Here is a 20,541-nt window from a genome sequence, read left to right on the forward strand (position 1 = left end):
CCCTACCTCTTGCGACACACGATACGTCGATCCTTGCACGGGATGAGCGCGCGCTGCTCCCGAATCACTTGCGGGTCAGCACGATTTCGCCGGCAGTCACGCGTTGGCTTGCATCTATCGACCAACCGTATTCCAGCGCCAAGGCGAAGGACTTCTGGTCGCCGGCCTTGAAGACGCCGCTGATGGGGACGCTCGCCAAGGCGGAATCGCCCAGGCGCAGCTTGGTGCTGGAGTAGCGGTTCATCTCAGCCACCACGGCATCCAGTCGCCACGCCTTCACCACCAGGTTGCCCCCGGTCCAGCCACGCGCACTGGCCAGTTCACTTTCGGAGACTGCCTGCAGCGCACCGAGTCGGCCTGACGGCTCGATGGCGATGCGCTCGCCCGGTTGCAGCGTGGCCGAGCGGCCAGGACCTCGTGCGTCAGCTGCGACCACGACCTGGCCCTGCAGGAGCGTCACGATGCTGTCGCTCTCCCCGACACGAACCTGGAAATGGGTGCCGGTCGCGGTTACCGAGCCATCGCCGACATGCACGACGAAGGGCCTTGTCGTGTCGTGTTGTACCTCGAAGTCGGCCTGGCCATGTTGGAGGGTCAGTTGGCGCGTGTGCTTGTCGATCTGTGCGAGCAGTTCGCTGTCCGTATCCAGCACCACCCTGGAACCATCCGCCAGGACGACGGTGCGCTGTTCTCCCAGCGCAGTGGCATAGCGAATCCCCGCGACGTCCCTGGGCATGAGTGCCCATAGCAATACGGTTGCCGCCAACACCACCGAGGCCGCAGCCGCCAAGGCGGGCCACCAGCGCCGGCGGCGAGGCCTACCCAGCCGCACGGCGGGGCGCATGGCCTCCTGCAGTGCGGCGGCGATGACAGGATCCTCACGCAGATCAGCGCTGCGATCCCAGACATCCGCGACCTCACGGTAGGCTACATCGTGCAAGGGACTGGCGGCGCGCCAGCGGTTGAACGCGGCACGCTCCAGCTCATTGCAGTCGGGCGCGAGCAATCGCGCGAACCATTGTTGCGCGGCGGTGCGGATCTCGGCATGGGTGAATGTCGTCGTCATGGGATTTCGGTCATCTGCTGCCATGGCGGATCCAGCACCGGCCTGCAGCATGTACGTCAGGCTGGTCTCCCGTCACGAATGCCTGTGCGCAATCTCTACAATGCATCAGCGTTCCCCGACCCCACCTTGCTGCATAGCGCCGCCAGCGCTTTGGTCATGTGTTTTTCGACGGTTTTCACGGAAATATCGCAGTGGCTGGCGATCTGCGCATAGGTCATACCCTGCATACGACTGAGCAGGTATACCTGTCGACAGCGTATGGGCAACGACATGACCGCATCGCGCAACCATGCCTGCTGCTGCTCGCGCTCGATCAGTTCTTCCTGTGTCGGCTCCGCGGAGGCCAGCTCCACATCGTCCAACGATACCTGCCGGCTGACCCGGCGAACGCTACCGCGGCGAAACTGTTCGTTGGCCACATTGATGGCGATGCGATACAGCAACGGCTTCCACGACGCGTCGGGCTCGGTCTCGCGATAGCGCATCAAACGCATCAGGCTTTCCTGGGCGGCATCCTTGGCATCTTCCTCGTTGGCAACGCGCAGGCGCAGGAAGTGCAACAGGCCGCCATAATGCTCGCGCGAAAATACCTCGAAGCTGCGCATCCGCTCATGCGGCTCATCCTCCGTCACCGGCAGGTCTCGTGGCATTTCCAGGAAACTGTCGAAGCCATGGGCCATGCCTGGCATCACCCCATACCGTGCGTCAACGATCTATATCCCAGCGGCCAGTGCCGTGCAAGATGCACTGATCAGGGGGCAATAGAGTTGAAATGCACTGGCGCCGGAATACCCTACCTGGTCCGAGGGAGGTCCTTGGAATCCGGCAGTGAAACGGGTCGGCCGGAGCCTGCCGTTGTGCGCATCAGCGTAATGCCTCACAGCCGCTTCCAAGACCCACAGGACACTTGGCTGCCGCGTACCACAGCACTGACCGATCAGCCCAGTCGCTGCGCGGTCGTCGTCCAGCATGGCAGGGCGGCCACTGGCCAGCAGCAAGCTGTGCCGGTAGATACCGCTGTTCCGTTCGTCCGCAACGAACAAAATGCCAGAGATATTTTTTTGCACGAAGAATTTCAAAGCCCGCCGAATAGAAATGTTCCCGGTCAAATTCAGCCACCCGAATGAATGCCACTCCGTGCCGATCTGGCCGGCACTGCGTCTCTCATCTCTCGCCAAATGCGGTATTGCCCGACCTTATCCGGGCTCGGGTCTTCGTATCCCTGTAGCCAGAAGCGGAACCAATCCAAGTTGCGATCATAAACGGCCAGCTTGTGTCGAGGTTGCGACTTCTGATGCTGCTCATCGGGGAATACGTATAAATCGGCACGGTGCCTTCGAATGAGGGGCACTATAAAGTCCAGTGCGTACCTGAACTCCTGTTCGGGCATCTGCATCAGGACAGGAGCACGCATCCGCTCGATATGGTAAGTCGGCGAGAGCTGCCGCCAGTGATCCGGTGTTTCCTCAAGGGTACCGAGCTGCCAATAGCGACGCATGCGCGAGTGCTCCTCCTCCCCACCCAGGCTCATCATCAGGCTACCCATCGGGGTGACCACTGGCGAGCTCACCGATATGGCGCGAAGCAGATCGGAGTGCATCGCGGTCCATACGGCGACCTCGGACCCAAAGCTCAACCCGCCCATGCCGACGCGGGTCGAATCAATGGCCCCCTGCTTCGCCAGCAGTGTCACCGCCCCCTCGACCGCCGATAGCCCTTGCTGATAGCGAGCGATCGCATCATCCGACAAGGGTGCGGCGTTGATGCAGAGTGCCGCGATGCCGCTCCTTGCAAAGGTGGCAAGGGGCCACTCGTCCCCCACACTGCCGCGCAGAAAACCCGTACACCGGTAGTAGACGATGAACAGGGGTGGCGGCCTGCCGTCTCTCGCGGTCGAAGGATAGAACTGCCCGGTGTAACGCCTACCCTGCGCATCGGTCCAGGTGACGAATTGAACGCGTACAAACTTCTTCATGTCCTGCGCGAGCACCTGGTTGGGAGCGAAGAGAACCGTCCGACTTCCCGACTCCAGATCGATACGTTCCAGCCTCGGTGGCACATCTGCTTCGGCAGCGACGCACACCAGGGCCGAGGCCGAGGCTGCGCATGGCTCCGGCCCCCAGCGCCCACCTCCTGTTATCTGACCACGCGAGCGGACCACCGGCTGCACATCGCCGGTGACGACGTTCCAGCGAAAGATCGACTGCTCCAGTTCGCTGTCACGCTCGGACACGGTGAAGAGGATCTCGTCGCTTCCCGGTCGCCAGGCGATGTCGGTGACCTGCTTGCCCGTGCATGGCTCGGCCGTGCACTTGACCAATCGGCCAGACTTTATGCTGGGCAGCATGGACAGGGCAACGGAACGCTGGCCTGCCCGCCCTTGCTGATCGCTTTGCTCACGAAGCACCGCAATTCGCTTGCTTCCGCGATCCTCCGCAACCCGCACGATCTCACCGCCAGCAGGCGGCAGGTTGGCAGCCGTCACCGGAGACTCAGGGTATCGACCCGATGCCAGCTCGGTCGTGACGCCGGTGGAAAGCTCCAGTGCCTTCCAGTGGTCAGGCACACCGGACAGTAGCGGCAGACGTACACCGCCCTTGAGTCGTTGCGTCGCCAGGCGCCCGCCCTGGAATCCCGAGCGGAACAGCGCTTCTCCAAGCATCACAGTCCGATCGATGTGGACACCCCGGTCATACTCGGCGAGCTCGGCATCGATAACCGTCTCGCGTGTGGCACCGACACTGTAATAGAGCACCGAACCGTCAGGATTCAACGAGAAAGTTCGCACGTTTGCTGTCCCGTACGTGAGCTGCTCGGTACGCGAGCCGTCCGCCGCCGCGCGCCAGACCTCGATTCGCGCGTCATGGACCGCACGGAAGAAGATCCACTTTCCGTCGGGCGACCATACAGGTAGCTCCGGCTTGGACGACCCACCGCCGTCCGGCAGCATCTCGCCACCGTCACCCAGACGCCGCGGTGCCGATGTGCCGTCGACAGGCTGCACATACCAGACCGTCTCATACGTATTCCGCTCGATCGACGCCTGCTCGGTCCGAAAGGCAACGAGCCGCCCATCCGGTGAAACCGATACATTCTTGATATCGACAACCTCGACAAGCTGGCGGATGGTCGCAGCGATTCCATACGGAACATGGAGAAGCAGACCCAGCAATCCCGCACACGCCAACGCACGCACGGTCCCTGCAGCAATTTTCCCGCTCATGACTACCTCGTAATTTGGTAAGCGACGCCAGCCGGGCAAGCTGCGGCGAGGCCGACAGATCGGACTGGCGCCCGAAGTTGAGGAGCACCCTGACTTCCCTGCAAGGCAGGAAGGCGCTGTCCGGCCAGTCCACCCATCCGGCACCCCGCCCTGCCCGCACTGCGGATCACACAGGCCTGTCACCACCGCTTGGACATGGACAGGCTCACGAATCGACCGATGGCCGAATAGTTGGTCGAGTCGTACGGCGGCTGATCCGACGAAAGAACCACGTAGGACGGCGGCTCCCGGTCCAGCAGGTTCTGCGCAGACAGCGCCACCTCGATGCCTGACAGGGCACCTGTCGATTGACTGGTGACGTAGCGCAACGTGGCATCGAACGTCGTGAACGAAGCCGTCTTGCGGCCACTCACGCGGTCCGTCACACCGCTTCTGTAGTTGGCAAAGGTGGAGGCTGAAAAGCCGCCCTGGCTCCACACTGCACCAGCCCGGGCGTTGACCCTAGCGGGATTGAAGAGAGTCCCGGCCACGTCGTAGGGCGCCTGCGTGGCTGAGTTCTGCTGCGTGCTATCGAGCCAGGTTGCGGAACCGCGCACCGTGAGCATGCCGGCACCGAGATCGAAGCGATTGGACGCACTTAAATCCAAGCCCTTGACGCGCTGACTGGCAACATTGACGTACTGGTTGTACAGGATGGCCACAACGTTATTCGGGTCGTATGGGAGGCCTGAGTAGTTGTAGAACGCGGCAGAAGAGTCGATTGCGCTCTGGGTCGCCTGCGGCGTCGGCGCGTAATCGATGAACTGGACATAGTCCGGGTTGCCGATCGCACGGCTGTAGTCGGTGATCGGCTGCACCACGCGGTTGGTGTAATCGACGTCGAACCAGGTCAGCTCCGCCTCCAGCCCCTTGAGCGATTCCGGGTGGAAAGCCAGGGAAATGCTCTTGGTGGTAGCGCGCTCTGGCTCCAGATCCGGATTGCCGCCAGAGAGTTCCAGCGCAGCGGCATTGGGCCCGCCAGTCGACCCACCGTAATAGCTTTCAGGATCCAACACGGCCGACTTGGCCTGGAAGCGCTGGAGCAGCGTCGGCGCCTTGAAGGACTTGCCCCAGGACGCTTTCAGGGTGAAGTCCGCATTGGGGCCATAGATAAGGCCCACTTTGGGCGTGGCGACGCGGCCAAAACTGCTGTAGTCCTCCCCCCTCACCGCAGCCGTCAGGTCCAGACGACGGATGCCGATGATCCCCTGCTCCGATCCGACAAGGGGCAGGCTCAGCTCCGCGTAGGCAAACCGACTGCTTTCCTCGCCCCGTGTGGTGTCGACGCCCACCAGCAGGTTGTGTTGGGTGTACTCGTTCTTCCTGTAGCCGGCACCGACTGCAAGGCGGGCGTCGCCACCCGGCATGACCATCAGCGGACCTTCCGCTCCCGCCTCCCAGGAGAGCGCGCGGTTGCAATAGCAGTCACGGACGAAGGTCTGGGACGCGGACGAGCCGATGTCCACGATTGATTCTCGCGGGATGCTTTCATCCCTGCCCCAGCTACCACCCATCGACAGCGTCCAGTCGCCGGCCAACGAGATATCCAAGGTAGGTGCGACCAGAGAGGTCTTCGTTTCAGTGTTCACGTGAAAGTAGTAGGGGGCCAGGCCCGAATTCCAGGGATACATGTCCTGCGAACGCGTGGTTCTCAGCGCATCCAGCCGAAATTCCACGGACTCCCCGAACGACTGGTGTGCGCTGACCAGGCCGCTGCGCAGCTTGCTCTGCGGATAGAGCGTATTGGGATCAAACATGTAATCGGTGTAATCACGCTGGCGCGCATAGATCGGATCGGTCGAGGTGTCCTGGAAGGTGGCAAGCAGCCCGCCGTTGGACCAGCGGGCGCCGGCGGTGGCGGTGTACTCCCGCGTGGCCAATCCGCCATCTGTCGCGCCGCCATAGCGCACCCCGACCTTCGCCCCCTCGTAATCCCGCTTTAGGATGACGTTGCCCACACCGCCAACTGCGTCCGAGCCATAGATGGCCGAAGCCCCGTCCGGGACGATCTCAATGCGATCGACCGCCTCCACAGGGATGGCGCTGATGTCCACCGCCTGCACGAAGCCGCCATAGGAAAGGCGCCGCCCATTGAGTAGCGTGAGGGTCGCATCCGGCCCCAGCCCGCGCAGGTTCAGCGACGAGCCACCCGTGATGTTCTGGTTTGCAATGCCCCCTGCCCCGGCTGTCGCGCCAACGACAACACCCGGGTTCTGCCCTCCACTGAAATTCTGCGGCACGCTGCGGATGACCTCGCCGAGGTCCGTGAACCCCTCCTCCTGCATCTGCTCGCTGCCGATCGAGATCACCGGCGACGGCGTGGTGCCGCCGCGGATGCGCGTGCCCGTAACGGTGACAGTTTGCAGCGTGGTCGGCTCAGGCTTCTGATCGGATTTCTCCGTCTGTTTATGCGGAGACGCGGCAGGTTTCGCCTTGGCTGGTTTTGCAGCCTTACCGGACTGCTTGATCACGACCGTGGTGTCGTTGACGAAACCCCACTCCAATCCGCTGTCCGCCAGCACTTTCTGCAACGCTTCACGCCATGTTTGCTGGCCGCTTACCGCCGGCGCCGTCTTGCCGCGCACCAGTTCCGACGGGTAGATGATCTGCACCTTGCTCTGGCTGGCGAGTTGATCGAGCGCATTGGCCAGATCGCCTGCGGAAATGGCGTAGGCCTGCGGCGCATCGTTGCGCTGCGCCCAGGCCGGCGCGGTACAAGTCACCAGCGCCAGCAACAGCACGCCGCACAACGTGCGGCGCATCGGTGCCGAACGCTGGCTGCCAACGTTTCCCTTCGATGCCTTCATCGAATCTCCCCCGTATCAGGTTGTGGTGTGCGCCCGCTCTGATGCGGCGGACGCGCTGGACTCCTGATCTGCTGATGCGCGCGGGGATGAAATCCCTACCTACTTCGGAAAACGATCTACTTGCGCTGAAGCACAATCTCGCCCGGCGTGCGGCGGTCGACGCGGATGGGCCAGCCGTATTCCAGCGACAGCAGGAACGAGTGCTGGTCGCTGGCTTTGAAGCTGCCGCTGATCGACAACGTGCCCAGGCTGGGGTCGCCCAGGCGCACTGGAACACTGGTATAGCGGTTCATTTCCGCTACCAGACGTGCCAACGGCCATTCCCGCACGACCAGCATGCCTTCGGTCCAGCCGCGGGCCCTGGCCAGTTCGGTATCCGCCAGACGTTCGGGCGTACCGAGCCGGCCATCCGACTGGATGGCGACGCGTTCACCGGCATGAAGCGTCATCTGCTCGGAACTGCTCGGCTTCGCGTCGCCGGCTACCACGACCCGCCCTTCCAGCAGGGTGACCGTGTCGATGCCGGCCGCCGCTCGCACCTGGAACTGCGTGCCGGTAGCGGTGACGGTGCCGTCGCCGACGTGCACGACGAACGGTCGTGCCGTGTCATGGCGCACCTGGAAATCGGCCTGTCCGTGCAGCAGCGTCAGCCGGCGCTCGTGCTTGCCGTACCGCACTTGCAGGTCGCTGTTCGTATCCAACACGACATGGGAGCCGTCGTCCAAAGCCAGCGTGCGCTGCTCGCCCGTCGCGGTGGCGTATGTGACTACCGGCGCGTTTCCAGGCGTATTCCACTCGTAGTAGCCAACGCCGATCGCCAACACGAGGCAGGCGGCCATCGCCAATGCCGGCATTGCACGCTGCCGCCATGAGCGTTCGGGTGGCAAACAGCGCGCCTGGTGCAGCAGGTGCTCCAGGCTCGGATCGGTGCCAAGCGCGGCGCTGCGCTGCCAAACGTCGCTCACCATGCGATAGGCCGCGTCGTGCGCCGGCTCGGCCGCACGCCAGTGCTCGAAGGCCGCGCGCTCGCCCGCACTGCAGTCGCTCGACTGCAGGCGCAGCAGCCAGTGCTGCGCAGCGCTGCGGACTTCGGGTTGAATGTTGCCGCCGGTCATCGGATTCCGTCCATGCGGGTATTCATGTAGATGCACCGGATTCCCAAACCCCTGCCTTGTCGCACAACGCGACCAGCGCGGTGGCCAGGTGCTTTTCGACCGTCTTCACGGAAATACCGCACCTGCGCGCAACCTCGCCCTGGCTCAAGCCGTCGATCCGCACCAGCACAAACACCTGTCGGCAGCGTGGCGGCAACGACAGCATCGCTTCGCGCAGCCACGCCTGCTCCTGCGCATGTTGAATCGCCAAGTCGAGCGGTGGTGCAGGGTCCGCCAGCTCGACCGTTTCCACCTGCACGTTCTGCTTGTCCCGATGCGACTGGCTGCGCCGGTATTGCTCGTTGAGCAGGTTGCGGGCGATGCGGTAGAGCAGCGGTCGCCATGCTTCGGCCGGCTCGCTATCGCGATAGCGGAGCAGCCGCGTCAGGCTCTCCTGCGCGATGTCGCGAGCATCTTCCTCGCCGGTGCGCAGACGCAGAAACTTCAACAGCGGGGGGTGTTGCTCGCGCAGGAAAGCGTCGAAACCCTGCAGGCGATCGCGCAGTTCTTCGTCCACGGAGAAGTCCCGTGGCATTTCCATGAGGCTGTCGTACCCGTGGGCCATCTGGCGCTGCTGCCTGTCGTCGACGAGCGAATCTTTAACCCATTGGCCGGTGCTACGCAACGCGTCCGCTTCAAAATGCCAGCGAATGCCGGAAGGCCATCCATATACAGATGCACGAGCATCTGGAATCCCTACCTTTGGAGCCTTGCGAACGAACAGGCCAATGGAAGGCACCGAATGGACAGGCCCCATCCATGGCGTCACGGCATGAGCGTGCGCGTCAATCACGCGTCCAGCGTGCCGGTCCGCCTTGCTAACGACCAGCGAGCGCTGCAAGGTCCGCGCGATATCGCCGCGCTCGCCCATTGCGCGCAGGATGCGCTCGGCCTCCGGTCGCAGCATCCAGCATATGACATGGTCCTTCTCCAGGAATTGTCCCTGACACAAATGGCACTTACCGCCGTCATCCCCGCGAGGCGCTTCTCAACAGCGAAGCTGGTCAAGCGGGGATCCAGCGTCTTTCGCACGCCCGACAATCTTGAAGGCACTGGATTCCTGCTTTCACAGGAATGACGAAAGTGGAGGTTTTGCGCTTAAGTAAGTGCCTTCGTCCCTGACACCATTTTCCTTTTCGCCCTTTTCCCGGCCAGTTGGTCGTAAGATATTGCGAGCCACAGTGTAGGGCGAGCTGCAGCCTGCGCCCAACTGAAAACAATGGAGTGCTCAACTTCATGATGGCCAATGTCGTTCGTACATATGTGCTCGCCGTACTCACCTGGGTGCTCGCCACTTGGACGCACGCTTCGGCGCTGCCGGCAGCCACACCATGTAACGGCAAAGACCTGGCGCCGGCCACGCTCGTTGGATTTTCTGGCAGCGATGTCACCGCCACGATCAAGGCCTTGGATAAAGTCAAAGCCCAAAGACGAGTTCGAGACCACTGCCATCTACAAGGCCAGGCAAGCCAAGTAAAAGCGGGACGGGTTCACTTCCCAGTGGCTGAAGAGCTGGACCCCGCTCTCGCCGCAAGTCCGATCCTTTGCGTGACACAAAATCCTTGTACCTCCAACTCAGGCAACCATCCGCAGACATGGAGTTGAGCTATGGATGAGATCCACTCCAAGAGTGTATTCGTGTACGGACAGGTCAAATGCGCCCTGCGGTCAGGGCGCTACGCACCCGGGCAGCGGATCGATCCCGCCACACTCGCCGCAGAGTTCCACACCAGCCCCACGCCAGTTCGATTCGCCCTGTACCGTCTGGTCGGCGAGGCCCTGATCGTCGATCATGCCCGCGACGGACTGCACGTCCCGTTGCTCAATGAGGTCACACTGCGCGATCTCTATGACTGGATGGAACGCCTGTTGCTGATGGCATGCGATATCGGCACAGCGCCGGCAGCCCGGAAGACAGAGCTGTTGGAGCTTGCATCCGCCGACGAGGATCTCGTCAAGCTTACGTGGCAACTGTTCGACACGATCGCCCGCGCGACCGCCCATTGGTCCTTGCACCATGCCGTCAAGCAGGCCAACGACCGGCTGGCGCCGATACGCGGGGCCGCGCAAGGATTGCTCGAGCACCGTTTCGAAGAGCTTTCGAAACTGAACCGGCACTGGCAGGCACACGACATGCCGGCCCTGAAATCCGCACTGCGCGACTATCACGAACGCCGCAAGCAACTCGTCCCATGCATCGTGGCCCTGCTGAGCGAGCGCAGCGAGCACCTTCATTGACGCGCGTCAGCCGAAGAAGCATGAAAGCTTGAATCGGTACTGCGGGAAGCCCATCGCACTCTCGGAATAATTATCAGATGACAACGCAATAATCATTTGAAAATCAAGAACCCCGCCTCCTACGCTGCTCGCGTCATGGAACTGCCATGACGCGAACGTAGGAGATAGAGATGAAGACGAACGAAAATATCCGCAACGACACGTCGGAAGACGTCATCGTGCTTGGCGTTGCCAGCATCGAAACCAAAGGGCCTGGCGGAGCCATCGAGAGCTTCGGCGGCGCTCCGCTTGGCGGCATCTCCGATGCATAACCAACAAGGCGCGCCGAAAGGCGCGCCTTTTATCTGGAGTGATGCAAATGACCCAACTCAGACTGCATCGTGACCTGTCCTACTGCAGAGTCGATGACCACCTGATCTTCCTCGACATCCAGAACGACCGCTACTTTCGTCTCACTGAGTGCATGGAGTCTGCGTTGGCCACTTATCTGGATGGTGATGTCCCAGACAGCAGCATTCGTAGATTGATCGAACGAAAAATACTGATCGACGAACGAGTCGAGCCCGATTGCACACCTCTCTCATTCACAAAAACTCCTACGCGTAGTGCGATGGAAGAGGTTGTTCATCCCAGGCGGGCAAGCGTCGGCGAGCTACTGGACACCTTCGCAATCGCCTGCTCAATACAGCGACAACTGAAAACCCATAGTCTGAAGCAGACCCTTCGAAATCTTTCATCTTTTCGAGAAAAGCGGACGTCTCAAGCTTCAATGTCTCGCCCAAGCGAGGCCAATGTCCTGGAGGCAGCTGCTGCTTTCCGCAGCTCGCGCTTGTACGTCCCAATAGATACGTGCTGCCTTCTCGATTCCATCGCGATGGTCAAGTTCCTGGCCAAGCGTGAACTGCACGCCGATCTCGTCTTCGGCGTGACAGGAAACCCGTTCTCCGCGCACTGCTGGGCACAACACGACACCACGGTTCTGAATGACGCCTTGGGACACGCGTTAGCCTTCACGCCCATAAAGGTGATCTGATGGACAACGATTACATCGCCATTTTAACGCCCGCCGAAGAAGGCACCGACGCGAAATTTCCCACCCTGACTGACCCGCTCTATGCGATGGGTATGCGCGTCCATTATGCGTCGGGCACACTGTCCCTGTTCGGCACGGAGAACATGTCGACGTTGTCACTGCCAGGCGGCGGGATACTCATCGGCCACCTGTTTACGCAGGACGGGATCGCTGTCCATGACGGCGCAGGGTTCCCAAGGCTTTCAACTCCAGCGCAGATCCAAAAGCACATCTTGGAAAATTACTGGGGCTCTTACCTCATTATCCAACCCGATACACGAGATCCCGGCGGGTTCACGATGACGCGTGCCCCGTCAGCCGCCGGTAATCTTCCATGCATCTGGTCAATAAGGGACGGAGCTGGCTTCCTTACGTCAGACGTTTCCCTGGCGATCCGAGCCCTTCTCTACCGAAAGCAGATCAACTGGGACTTCATCGCTCATCGTCTGAGGTACCCCGACATAAAAACGGAGCGCACTGGATTTGCTGAGCTTGTCGAGTTGCTGCCTGGGTGTTCGCTGCGTACAAGTGGCTCCAAGGTATCGGTCCAGCAAGCGTGGTCGCCCTGGGATTTCGTCGCTCGTGAACACCGCTACCGTGACTTGCACGATGCTGCAGACCAGATCCGTCACGCAGTCGAAAGCGCCGTCCACGCATGGACGGGCATGGACCGGTCCATATTGCTGGAATTATCCGGCGGCCTCGACTCCTCCATCGTCGCGGCATGTCTACGGAATCGCCATGCGCGCGTCATCTGCTGCAACCTGGTTACCCCGGTTCCCGGGGTGGACGAGCGGCAGTACGCTCGCCAGATGGCCAGGAAGCTCGGCGTCGAGCTCCACACAGAACGCCTTGGCTTCGATAAGGCACGTTTCGACTTCACACCATCTCCCGACTCCGTAGCTCCTACGATGGGACCATTGCAGTACGTAGTGGACAAGGCCATGGAGACCGCCGCCGAATACCACGGCACCACCGCTTACTACACGGGAGGAGGAGGTGACTCGGTGTTCTGCTATCTCCGGACCGCAGCCCCCAGTACTGATGCATGGAGAGCCCATCGTTTCGGCACCGCCATCACCGCCGTAAGGGACTTGGCCAGCCTGCACCAATGCACATTCTGGAAGGCAGGCCGCTTTACCCTCTCCAAACTGCGGCGACCGCCTCAATCTCCCGTCCATCAAGATCCCGCATTCCTTGCACCAGGTTCGGCATATGTGGAGCCGGAAGCGCACCCATGGTTTGCGGCTCCCATGAATGCGTTACCGGGGGACCGGGAGCGAATATTCGATCTGGCTGGGAATCAGCTCTTCGAGAGCCAGGCAGCACGTGGATACAGGCGGCCTTTAAGGTTCCCACTGCTATCACAACCCGTCATGGAAGCCTGCCTCCGCGCACCGAGCTGGATGTGGATCGCCGGGGGCAGGAACCGCGCGGTCGCACGAACCGCGTTTTCCGACCTTTTGCCAGCCGACGTGCTGAACCGCCAAAGCAAGGCGACCTACATGAGCTACCTGGGCGCTATCTATGAACGAAACAAGCATCAGATCGAAGACTTCCTTCTGTCAGGTCGCCTCAGGTCACAAGGCCTTCTGGACACATGCGCCATCAGCTCCTTCGTTTCAAAGCCTTTGCCGCCGCGCGATAGAACCTTCCTGAGAATGTTCGACTTGTGCATGGTCGAGAACTGGGTCCGCCATCAGCACTAGGGTGCGCCCTGTTGCACAATGTGCCTCTGACGCATACTCGAACGCATTGAACGCCAGCGGGCGTATTGCTCTGCCTTTGCTGGGTCCGGGTTCTCATACCCCTGCAACCAGAACCGGAACCAGTCCAGGTTGCGCGCATACACGGCGAGCTTATGTCGGGGCTGAAACTTGTTGTGCGGCTCGTTGGGAAAAACATAGACGTCCGCTCGATTATTCAGCATCATCGGAATGGCGTAGCCGAGTGCAAACATGTATTCCTGCTCAGGAAATTGCATCAGTATCGGGGCGCGGATCTTTCCCAGGTTTAAGGTCGGCGAAATCTGTTGCCAGTGCGCCGGCGTCTCGTCCGGGGCTCCCAGTTGCCAATTCGATCGCAGCACCGACCAGAATGACTTGCCGATGTTGCTGCCCAGCAAGTAATACATCGACGACGGGGTAGGCGACGCCACCGACGACGCTGCAATCACATCGGAGTGGATGAGCGTCCACATCGTTACTTCGCTGCCGAAGCTGAGCCCACCCATCCCAACCTTCGATTTGTCGATCCGGCCTTCCGATGCGAGCAGATGCACCACACTCTCCACGGCCGACTGCCCCATGCTGTAGCGTTTATCGGCGTTGGGCGAGAACGAGGGCGCGTTAATGCAAAGCGTGGAGATGCCCTGTTCCGCCATCGTGGCCAACGGCCACTCGTCGCCGGCCCCTCCCCGGACGAAACCAGTGCACCAGTAGTAGGTAACGAACAGCGGCGGTGGTGTGTTACCACTCCCGCGCGCCGAGTAGAACTGACCAGTGAACGTCCTCCCTTTCGCGTCCGTCCAGCGCAACAGTTGTGTCGGAATCCTGGCGAGGTCCTGTGCCAGAGCCTTGTTGGGGTCGAACAGCACCTGTCGCGCGCCGGTTTGCAAGTCGACCCTTTCCAGCCGCGGCGGGCGATTCGCATTGGCTGTCACGCACGCCAGCACCTTGGATGACGCGCCACAGGTGCCGGATTCCCAACGCTCTTCCCCACCGAACAGACCACTGGACGTGGCGACCAGATGTACCGCACCCGTTTCTACATTCCAGCGATAGATGGACTGGGCGAACCCCTGGTCGTACGGCGTCACGGTGAAAATCACTTCGTCGGTCCCGGGGCGCCACTGCACACCACTGATCCTCTTGCCGATGCACGCCTCCGCCACGCATTTCACCAAGTGGCGCGCGTCCCGGGCCGGCAACATGGCCAGCCCGATCCGCAGCCGGTCCGTCCTTACTCCCGTGCGCGTCAGCAGCGCGATACGTCCACTTTTGCGATCGCGTGCCAGTTTCCAGACGTGAGGCACCTGCTTGGCGAGATCCGACGCTGCCAGCGCCGCAGGGAGCCTTTCGGACGGTGCGAGATTCCGCACCACCCCACTCGCCAGATCGACCACCTTCCAGCGATCTGGCACATCGGCGGTCAGGTCGACCCGATTGAACATGAAACCGAGACGCTGGGTGGTGGGGCGCCCTTCGATATAGCCGGATCGGAACAGGGGCTGCCCTAGTGGCGTGGATCGGTCGACGCGAATGCCACGGTCGTATTCGGCCTGCTCCGCCGCAGCCACTTCCTCGCGAGTCGGCCCGACGCTGTACTTCAGTACCTTGCCGTCATCGCTCAGTACAAAGTTCCGCACATCGGCGCCGCCGCTGGTCATACGCTCGGCGGCCGTGTCGTCGACCGAAGCACGCCAAACGTCGATGCGGCCATCCAGACGGGCGCGGTAATAGATCCAGTGCCCGTCCGGCGACCAAACCACCGTAGCCGGCAATGCGACACCGGCAGAGTCGCGCAAGGGGACCCCACCATCGCTCACGCGCTGCGCCGGCGACGATCCGTCCACCCGCTGGATATACCAAGCGGTATCGTAGATATCGCGTTCGATCGACGCCCGTGTCACTCGGAACGCGACATACGCTCCGTCCGGTGACACCACGGGGCTGCTGAAGTCCGCGATCTCCACCAGCTGCCGTGGCGACACCGCGAATGCCTGGGTGGTTGCGGCGAGCACGCCCAGCAATACTCCTGCGCACAGAACACGCCCGGCGATGGCTCGGAATGAAACCAAACGCCATGACCTGATTCCAGTTTCAGTAGGACTATGTACGGCCCGCTCAGTACGGCCCGGTTCACGACGCCGCATCACCAGTGCTTGGAGATAGAGAGGTTGAGATAGCGGCCGATCGCCGAGTAGTTGGTCGAGTCGAACGGCGCATATATGCGCGCGGTGGCAGCGCCATAGTGCGAAATGACGTCGTAAAGAGGCGGCGCCCGATCAAGGGCGTTACGCACCGACAACTCCAATGCCAGGTTGGACCACGCGTCATCGCGCGTACCGGTGTCGTAGCGTAGCGTGGCGTCGAAGGTGGTAAACGAGGCGCCATTCCTGCCGTCGATGGTGTCGGTGACCCCGCTCTTGTAGTTTCCAAATACCGAAGCGGTGAAACCGCCCTGCTGCCAGAGCGCCCCAATCCGGCTGTTGATCCTGGCTGGGTAGAACAGCGTGCCTGCTAAATCGTACGGGCTTTGCGCCGCCGTTAGGGACTGTGTGCTGTCCAACCAACTGGTCGAGCCACGGACCGTCAACTGCCCCACGCCCAAGTCAACTCGATACGATCCCGACAAATCGACCCCCTTGATCCGTTGCCGGGACGCATTGACATACCGGCCATCGGCGATCGCCACGACCTTGCTGGCGTCGTAAGGTGCACCTACGTAGTTGTAGAAGTTGCTAACGTTTGCAAACGCCTTGGCCAACACTGCACTGGCGGGGTCGTAGTCGACAAAATCCGCGTAGATCGGATTGCCGAGCACATCGTTCGTGGTAATGGGCTGTAGAACACGCTGGGTATAGTCGATATCGAACCAGGTCAGCTCCGCCTCAAGGCCGGATAGCACCTCCGGGTGAAATGCCAGCGAGGCACTCCATGTCCGTGCCCGCTCCGGGTGCAGGTTCGCGTTTCCACCCGTCAGCCATAACACCGTGGCATCCTTTGGATAACCGGTGCCCCCCAACGCCGCCGCTGGGTAGTAGATGGCGTTCTGGGAGAAATAGCGTTGCAGGAGCGTAGGCGCCTTGAACGACTTGCCCCATGAGGTCTTCAACGAGAAATCGGCACTGGGCGAATAGATCACACCAAACTTGGGCGTGGTCACCGTGCCGTAGTCGCCGTTCTCGGTGCGTACCGCGCCAGTCAATGCAAGTCGCTCAATTCCGCCGATGCCCTGCTCTGGCCCGATCAGCGGCAGGCTCAACTCGGCATAGGCAAAGCGGCTGCTCTGGCCGCCATCGGCGTAGGTTGTGTTACTGCCCAAGTACAGGAAGTCGTTGTCGCGATAGCCTGCACCGCTGGCCAGCCTCGCTTCGCCGCCAGGAAGAGTGAACAACGGACCCTCTGCGCCGATCTCGTAAGTGAGGCTCTTGTTGCGATATGCGCCGTGGCCGTTGGCAATGTCCGATCCGCTCGACTTGTCCACTGTCGGTTGAGCAAAAGACGTCTTGTCTTTTCCCATGGCCCCGCTGATCGTGAGTGTCCAGTCGTCCGGCAACTGTACTTCGAGACTGGGCGCCACCAGGGTGGTATTCGTTCCCGCCTTGTAGGGATAGTAAACGCTGGGGTATGCCGTCTCTGTATAGCTATTCCGCTCGCTACTGAGCGCATCCAGATGCAGTTCGACGACCTCCCCCAACGACTGATACAGGCTGAACAAGCCGCTGCGAAGACCGTCGCCCTGCCACAGCGTCGAAGGCCGGTACATCGACTGGGTGTAGTCACGTTGGTCCGAGTAGATCGGATCGCTGGAGGTTCTCTCCCCCGCCACGATCAAGCCACCCGTGGCCCAGGCGGTGCCGGCGGTGGCGTTGTACTCACGCGTAATCTGACCACCGTCGGTGGCACCCCCATAGCGCGTGCCGACGGTCACACCATTGAAGTTGCGCTCGAGGATCACATTGGCCACGCCACCCACCGCATCGGAGCCATAGATGGCCGAAGCGCCATCCGGCACGATCTCGATACGATCCACCGCCTCCACCGGTATAGCGCTGATGTCCACCGCTTGGGAGAAGCCGCCATAGGACATGCGTCGACCATTGAGCAGGGTCAGGGTCGCATCCGGTCCCAGCCCGCGCAGGTTCATGCCCGAGCCACCAGTCAGGTTTTGATCACTGGGCCCACCTTGCGCTGCGCCTGCCGCGACCCCTGGGTTCTGTCCACCCGAGAAATTCTGCGGCACGCTGCGGATCACCTCGCCGAGGTCCGCGAAACCTTCCTGTTGAATTTGTTCGCTGCCGATCGTGATGACCGGTGATGGCGAGGTGCCGCTGCGGATACGCGTGCCGGTGACCTGCACACTTTCCAGATTCGTGACTGGGGGTGTCGGGTGCGTCGTGTCTAATGCGTGGGGCGTGGCCGTGGAGCCAGCTGCCCTCGCCCGCCCTGCCGCGCGCCGGATAGCTACGGTTCTGCTATCGACCACCTCGTAGTCCAGACCCGACCCGTTGAGCAATCTGGTCAGCGCTTCGCGCCAGCTCATGCGGCCACGAACCGCCCTGCCCTGTTTGCCCGCGACCAGCTCGGGCGGGTAGTCCAGCCTCAGGCCGCTTTGTTTGCCGAGTGCGTCGAGACCCGCGACAAGTTTCCCCGCGGGTAGATCGAAGTCGGCTTTGACCTGCGAATCGGTCACCGCTGCCCTGCCCAGCGCGATCGCGTCCATAGTGGCCACCTGGGCCTGAGCCAGCCCGGTCGTGCCGGTGGCGACGGCGAGCAAGGCGATGGAAATGGCGTTGCGTAGCGTGCTTGTCTTCATCCTCTGCGTTCCCCTTGGTTGGCCCTTCTGACATGCCGGTCCGGTCGTGCTCGAGAGTTGGCACGGTCGTCGGGCAAGATCTTCCATTTATGGCTTGCACAGGCGGCGGCTATATCGCCAGCGGAAACGCCCATCGCCACTTCGTCGGCCCCGCGATCGGGCGCCATGCGCCTGGCACCGCTTCCGCCCCGAGGTCACCATTAATGCCTGTGGTCTTCAGCGGCGGCTCTTGGCTACGACTGCCATGCGGCATGACCCCTGTGCCGCGTCCTGCAAGCTCCAACGCGCAGACCCGATCCATACCCCTAGCCGGGTCGGCCACTACAACCCCTTTGTTTTTCGACATGCAATGTCTCCGGTTGGTGGTCAGCACCCCTGGCCGACCTGTGGCAGGTGTGTCCCGCCGGGCGTCCCGCTTGTTCCTGGTAGATCCCCGAGTAGCTCCCCGATAAGTAAAGACGTGCACGCCACGCCCGGCATGGGTCAGTCGGCAAATAGGCGTCCCGCGGAAATGATCATATCTGATTTTCAGATATTTGGAAACCAGATATAGGTTGGGTGCGGCCTACCATCTGAGAAGCCGTGATGCCTCCCAAATCGATCCACAAAGCTGAGTACAAAGTGCTGCAGGGGCTGCTACGCGAGATGCGGACCAAGGCCCATCCAAACCAGGCCGATTTGGCCGCACTGCTGGGGAGAAAGCAGTCATATGTCAGCGACGTCGAACACGGTTCGCGAAGGATGGATCTGCTCCAACTACGCGAGTTCTGCTTGGCCTGCGACCAAGACTTGGTCGGCTTTGTAAGGCGGTTTGAGGAGGAGATCGCTGGTGGGCCTAACCGATTCGCCCTTTAGGAGGAGCGGATCACGAACATATCCATTCCTATATATCTGTTTTTCAGATACCGAAAAACTGGATATAGGGTGGGCGTGGCCTTCCAGTCATGACGCCGCAATGCCCGCCAAGTCGATCCACAAACCAGAGTACCAGACGCTGCTCGAACTGCTAATCGAAGTCCGGGACAAGGCTGGTCTGAAGCAGGCCGAACTGGCCGCGTTGTTGGAGCGATCACAGTCCTATATCAGCGACGTCGAACGCGGTGGACGACGGCTGGACCTGCTGCAACTGCGCGAATACTGCCAAGCCTGCGGTCAAGACCTGGTTGGCTTTGTAAGGCGGTTTGAGAAGACGATTGCTGGTGGTGGACCGAGCTCAACAGGTCGGCCCCCTCGCTAGCGGGAGTGGCTCAAGAACAGGACACGTTGGCTTGCCTACCAAGAAATGAGTCTAATCTGTCTTGGAGACTATGCCTTCCCAGTCGTCGCCTCCTACTCTACCGAGCACATGTGATCGCGTCTCAGCGAACATTCGCCGCCCGCAAGGCCAACGGACTGACTCAGGAGCAACTGGCCGAGGGGCGGAGTTCCATCGACATACTTAACGCAGCCCGAGCGCTGCGTTAAGTATGTCGATGGTCTTGAACGCGCAGCCCTGGTCTTGGTCGTGAACATCACCGACCTGCTGCAGGTGCCTGAATATGAAAAGCGGTGAGGTATTGAACGACGACGCTTCATTTTTGACCACCCGCTCAGTGGGGCGCGAGAATACCTGACCCTAGTCGTCGCAAGCGCCTACAGAACACCGGTCCAGGCGCTGATATCCACAACGATTTAGCTGCGGGAACGTGGCAACCATGGACGAGCATATCGACATGGAAAGCCCACTCTCCCGAGCCTACTGGTGCGGCAACTTCAGCTGCAGCGATGCAGAGCTGGCCAGCGCAGTGCGCATCATGGATAGCACAGCAGTGGGCCTTGTCGGGCTCTACCTAGCCACGCGTCGATCCGAATCCTGTGCCGTCGATTAGCTTGACCTTGCCGTGGATCGATGATGGGTAAGTGGCGAAGAACAGGTCTGGTTCACTTCCTCGGCGGAATCAATTGACTGACCTCGTTCTTGCACTGTGCCGCCTGGAATTGCACTCCGTCGGCGGTTCCACCCGAAGCTCTTCGTGCCGACTGGCTTACGCTTAGCAGCTTGGTCGGATCGGCCAGACCTTCGGATGCAGATTGCGTTGCTGTCGGCTGCAGAACCCCCAGCAGAGGGTCAGCCACCGCGGATGATCCGATCATGAATCAGGCCCGAGGCTCCGTGCGAGGTACGACTCAAAACGCACAGCCGTACATTCATGATGAGCATGAGAGTTTGGAGCTGCAGGGCCGGTGAGCCACCCGGACCAGAACGGTCGAGGTATGGATGTCCGAGGTAGCGCGACGCAAGAGCAGCTACTGAGACTGGCGCGATCTTAAAGCTCTGCATGGAGCACAGCTGTCGGCGGTCGGCGGCAAGACCGGCACTTACTTTTTGGCACTAAGGAAGTGCTGCGGCCAAAATTGGTGCG

Annotated in this window: 16 protein-coding genes; 8 read left to right on the forward strand and 8 right to left on the reverse strand. The window is 61.3% G+C overall.

Going from position 1 to position 20,541, the window contains the following annotated elements; translation table 11 throughout:
- Window positions 1–64: 64 nt before the first annotated feature.
- The 6 genes from B0E47_RS06155 to B0E47_RS06185 form a co-directional block, all read right to left on the reverse strand.
- Window positions 65–1,117, reverse strand: a complete 1,053-nt coding sequence (locus tag B0E47_RS06155; protein ID WP_077513127.1) for a FecR domain-containing protein — start codon at window positions 1,115–1,117, stop codon at window positions 65–67.
- A gap of 44 nt (window positions 1,118–1,161) precedes the next feature.
- On the reverse strand, window positions 1,162–1,746 hold the full coding sequence (locus B0E47_RS06160) for a sigma-70 family RNA polymerase sigma factor (protein ID WP_168171019.1): 585 nt from the start codon (window positions 1,744–1,746) through the stop codon (window positions 1,162–1,164).
- A 431-nt stretch (window positions 1,747–2,177) separates the two neighbouring features.
- The gene (locus B0E47_RS06170) at window positions 2,178–4,289 is read right to left on the reverse strand and encodes an Atxe2 family lasso peptide isopeptidase (protein ID WP_077513130.1); all 2,112 of its coding nucleotides are present in this window, start codon (window positions 4,287–4,289) and stop codon (window positions 2,178–2,180) included.
- A gap of 179 nt (window positions 4,290–4,468) precedes the next feature.
- Window positions 4,469–7,135, reverse strand: a complete 2,667-nt coding sequence (locus B0E47_RS06175; protein WP_254422836.1) for a TonB-dependent receptor — start codon at window positions 7,133–7,135, stop codon at window positions 4,469–4,471.
- Window positions 7,136–7,251: 116 nt separating this feature from the next.
- The gene (locus tag B0E47_RS06180) at window positions 7,252–8,250 is read right to left on the reverse strand and encodes a FecR family protein (RefSeq protein WP_077513131.1); all 999 of its coding nucleotides are present in this window, start codon (window positions 8,248–8,250) and stop codon (window positions 7,252–7,254) included.
- A gap of 22 nt (window positions 8,251–8,272) precedes the next feature.
- Window positions 8,273–9,160 carry an RNA polymerase sigma factor gene (locus tag B0E47_RS06185; RefSeq protein ID WP_305775350.1) on the reverse strand — a complete coding sequence of 296 codons (888 nt, stop codon included), beginning with the start codon at window positions 9,158–9,160 and terminating at the stop codon, window positions 8,273–8,275.
- Here B0E47_RS06185 and B0E47_RS17215 point away from each other — a divergent pair.
- From B0E47_RS17215 to B0E47_RS06200, 6 genes are all read left to right on the forward strand, one after another.
- On the forward strand, window positions 9,062–9,367 hold the full coding sequence (locus tag B0E47_RS17215) for a hypothetical protein (RefSeq protein WP_254422838.1): 306 nt from the start codon (window positions 9,062–9,064) through the stop codon (window positions 9,365–9,367). The two genes, B0E47_RS06185 and B0E47_RS17215, sit on opposite strands and share 99 nt — an antisense overlap.
- A gap of 158 nt (window positions 9,368–9,525) precedes the next feature.
- A complete protein-coding gene (locus tag B0E47_RS16740; protein ID WP_139351361.1) occupies window positions 9,526–9,894 on the forward strand; it encodes a hypothetical protein in 369 nt (122 codons plus the stop codon).
- A gap of 3 nt (window positions 9,895–9,897) precedes the next feature.
- Window positions 9,898–10,527: a GntR family transcriptional regulator gene (locus B0E47_RS06190; RefSeq protein WP_174566960.1), complete on the forward strand. Its 630-nt coding sequence runs from the start codon at window positions 9,898–9,900 to the stop codon at window positions 10,525–10,527.
- Window positions 10,528–10,697: 170 nt separating this feature from the next.
- Complete coding sequence (locus B0E47_RS16745; protein ID WP_139351362.1) at window positions 10,698–10,838, forward strand: benenodin family lasso peptide; 141 nt, start codon at window positions 10,698–10,700, stop codon at window positions 10,836–10,838.
- A 47-nt stretch (window positions 10,839–10,885) separates the two neighbouring features.
- Complete coding sequence (locus tag B0E47_RS06195) at window positions 10,886–11,560, forward strand: lasso peptide biosynthesis B2 protein (protein WP_168171021.1); 675 nt, start codon at window positions 10,886–10,888, stop codon at window positions 11,558–11,560.
- Window positions 11,560–13,308 (forward strand): asparagine synthase C-terminal domain-containing protein, encoded by a 1,749-nt coding sequence (locus B0E47_RS06200; protein WP_077513134.1) that lies wholly within the window; start codon window positions 11,560–11,562, stop codon window positions 13,306–13,308. Before B0E47_RS06195 ends, B0E47_RS06200 begins: the two co-directional genes overlap by 1 nt.
- Here the strand turns inward: B0E47_RS06200 and B0E47_RS06205 are convergent.
- Together B0E47_RS06205 and B0E47_RS06210 are read right to left on the reverse strand one after the other, a co-directional pair.
- On the reverse strand, window positions 13,305–15,341 hold the full coding sequence (locus tag B0E47_RS06205) for an Atxe2 family lasso peptide isopeptidase (RefSeq protein ID WP_254422839.1): 2,037 nt from the start codon (window positions 15,339–15,341) through the stop codon (window positions 13,305–13,307). The genes B0E47_RS06200 and B0E47_RS06205 overlap by 4 nt on opposite strands.
- Window positions 15,342–15,472: 131 nt before the next feature.
- On the reverse strand, window positions 15,473–18,139 hold the full coding sequence (locus tag B0E47_RS06210) for a TonB-dependent receptor (protein ID WP_077513135.1): 2,667 nt from the start codon (window positions 18,137–18,139) through the stop codon (window positions 15,473–15,475).
- Window positions 18,140–18,724: 585 nt separating this feature from the next.
- On the opposite strand from B0E47_RS06210, the gene B0E47_RS06215 reads away from it, so the two are divergent.
- Window positions 18,725–18,994 carry a helix-turn-helix transcriptional regulator gene (locus B0E47_RS06215; RefSeq protein ID WP_077513136.1) on the forward strand — a complete coding sequence of 90 codons (270 nt, stop codon included), beginning with the start codon at window positions 18,725–18,727 and terminating at the stop codon, window positions 18,992–18,994.
- A gap of 100 nt (window positions 18,995–19,094) precedes the next feature.
- Complete coding sequence (locus tag B0E47_RS06220) at window positions 19,095–19,376, forward strand: helix-turn-helix transcriptional regulator (protein WP_077513137.1); 282 nt, start codon at window positions 19,095–19,097, stop codon at window positions 19,374–19,376.
- Window positions 19,377–20,541 lie beyond the last annotated feature (1,165 nt).

Source organism: Rhodanobacter sp. B05 (assembly GCF_002001085.1).
Lineage (GTDB): Bacteria > Pseudomonadota > Gammaproteobacteria > Xanthomonadales > Rhodanobacteraceae > Rhodanobacter.

Bases quoted from the DNA above. Each gene is read 5' to 3' on its own strand.
- B0E47_RS06155 (WP_077513127.1), bottom strand. From the start codon at position 1,117: ATGCTGCAGGCCGGTGCTGGATCCGCCATGGCAGCAGATGACCGAAAT.
- B0E47_RS06160 (WP_168171019.1), bottom strand. From the start codon at position 1,746: ATGGCCCATGGCTTCGACAGTTTCCTGGAAATGCCACGAGACCTGCCG.
- B0E47_RS06170 (WP_077513130.1), bottom strand. From the start codon at position 4,289: ATGAGCGGGAAAATTGCTGCAGGGACCGTGCGTGCGTTGGCGTGTGCG.
- B0E47_RS06175 (WP_254422836.1), bottom strand. From the start codon at position 7,135: ATGAAGGCATCGAAGGGAAACGTTGGCAGCCAGCGTTCGGCACCGATG.
- B0E47_RS06180 (WP_077513131.1), bottom strand. From the start codon at position 8,250: ATGACCGGCGGCAACATTCAACCCGAAGTCCGCAGCGCTGCGCAGCAC.
- B0E47_RS17215 (WP_254422838.1), top strand. From the start codon at position 9,062: ATGAGCGTGCGCGTCAATCACGCGTCCAGCGTGCCGGTCCGCCTTGCT.
- B0E47_RS06185 (WP_305775350.1), bottom strand. From the start codon at position 9,160: ATGGGCGAGCGCGGCGATATCGCGCGGACCTTGCAGCGCTCGCTGGTC.
- B0E47_RS16740 (WP_139351361.1), top strand. From the start codon at position 9,526: ATGATGGCCAATGTCGTTCGTACATATGTGCTCGCCGTACTCACCTGG.
- B0E47_RS06190 (WP_174566960.1), top strand. From the start codon at position 9,898: ATGGATGAGATCCACTCCAAGAGTGTATTCGTGTACGGACAGGTCAAA.
- B0E47_RS16745 (WP_139351362.1), top strand. From the start codon at position 10,698: ATGAAGACGAACGAAAATATCCGCAACGACACGTCGGAAGACGTCATC.
- B0E47_RS06195 (WP_168171021.1), top strand. From the start codon at position 10,886: ATGACCCAACTCAGACTGCATCGTGACCTGTCCTACTGCAGAGTCGAT.
- B0E47_RS06200 (WP_077513134.1), top strand. From the start codon at position 11,560: ATGGACAACGATTACATCGCCATTTTAACGCCCGCCGAAGAAGGCACC.
- B0E47_RS06210 (WP_077513135.1), bottom strand. From the start codon at position 18,139: ATGAAGACAAGCACGCTACGCAACGCCATTTCCATCGCCTTGCTCGCC.
- B0E47_RS06215 (WP_077513136.1), top strand. From the start codon at position 18,725: ATGCCTCCCAAATCGATCCACAAAGCTGAGTACAAAGTGCTGCAGGGG.
- B0E47_RS06220 (WP_077513137.1), top strand. From the start codon at position 19,095: ATGCCCGCCAAGTCGATCCACAAACCAGAGTACCAGACGCTGCTCGAA.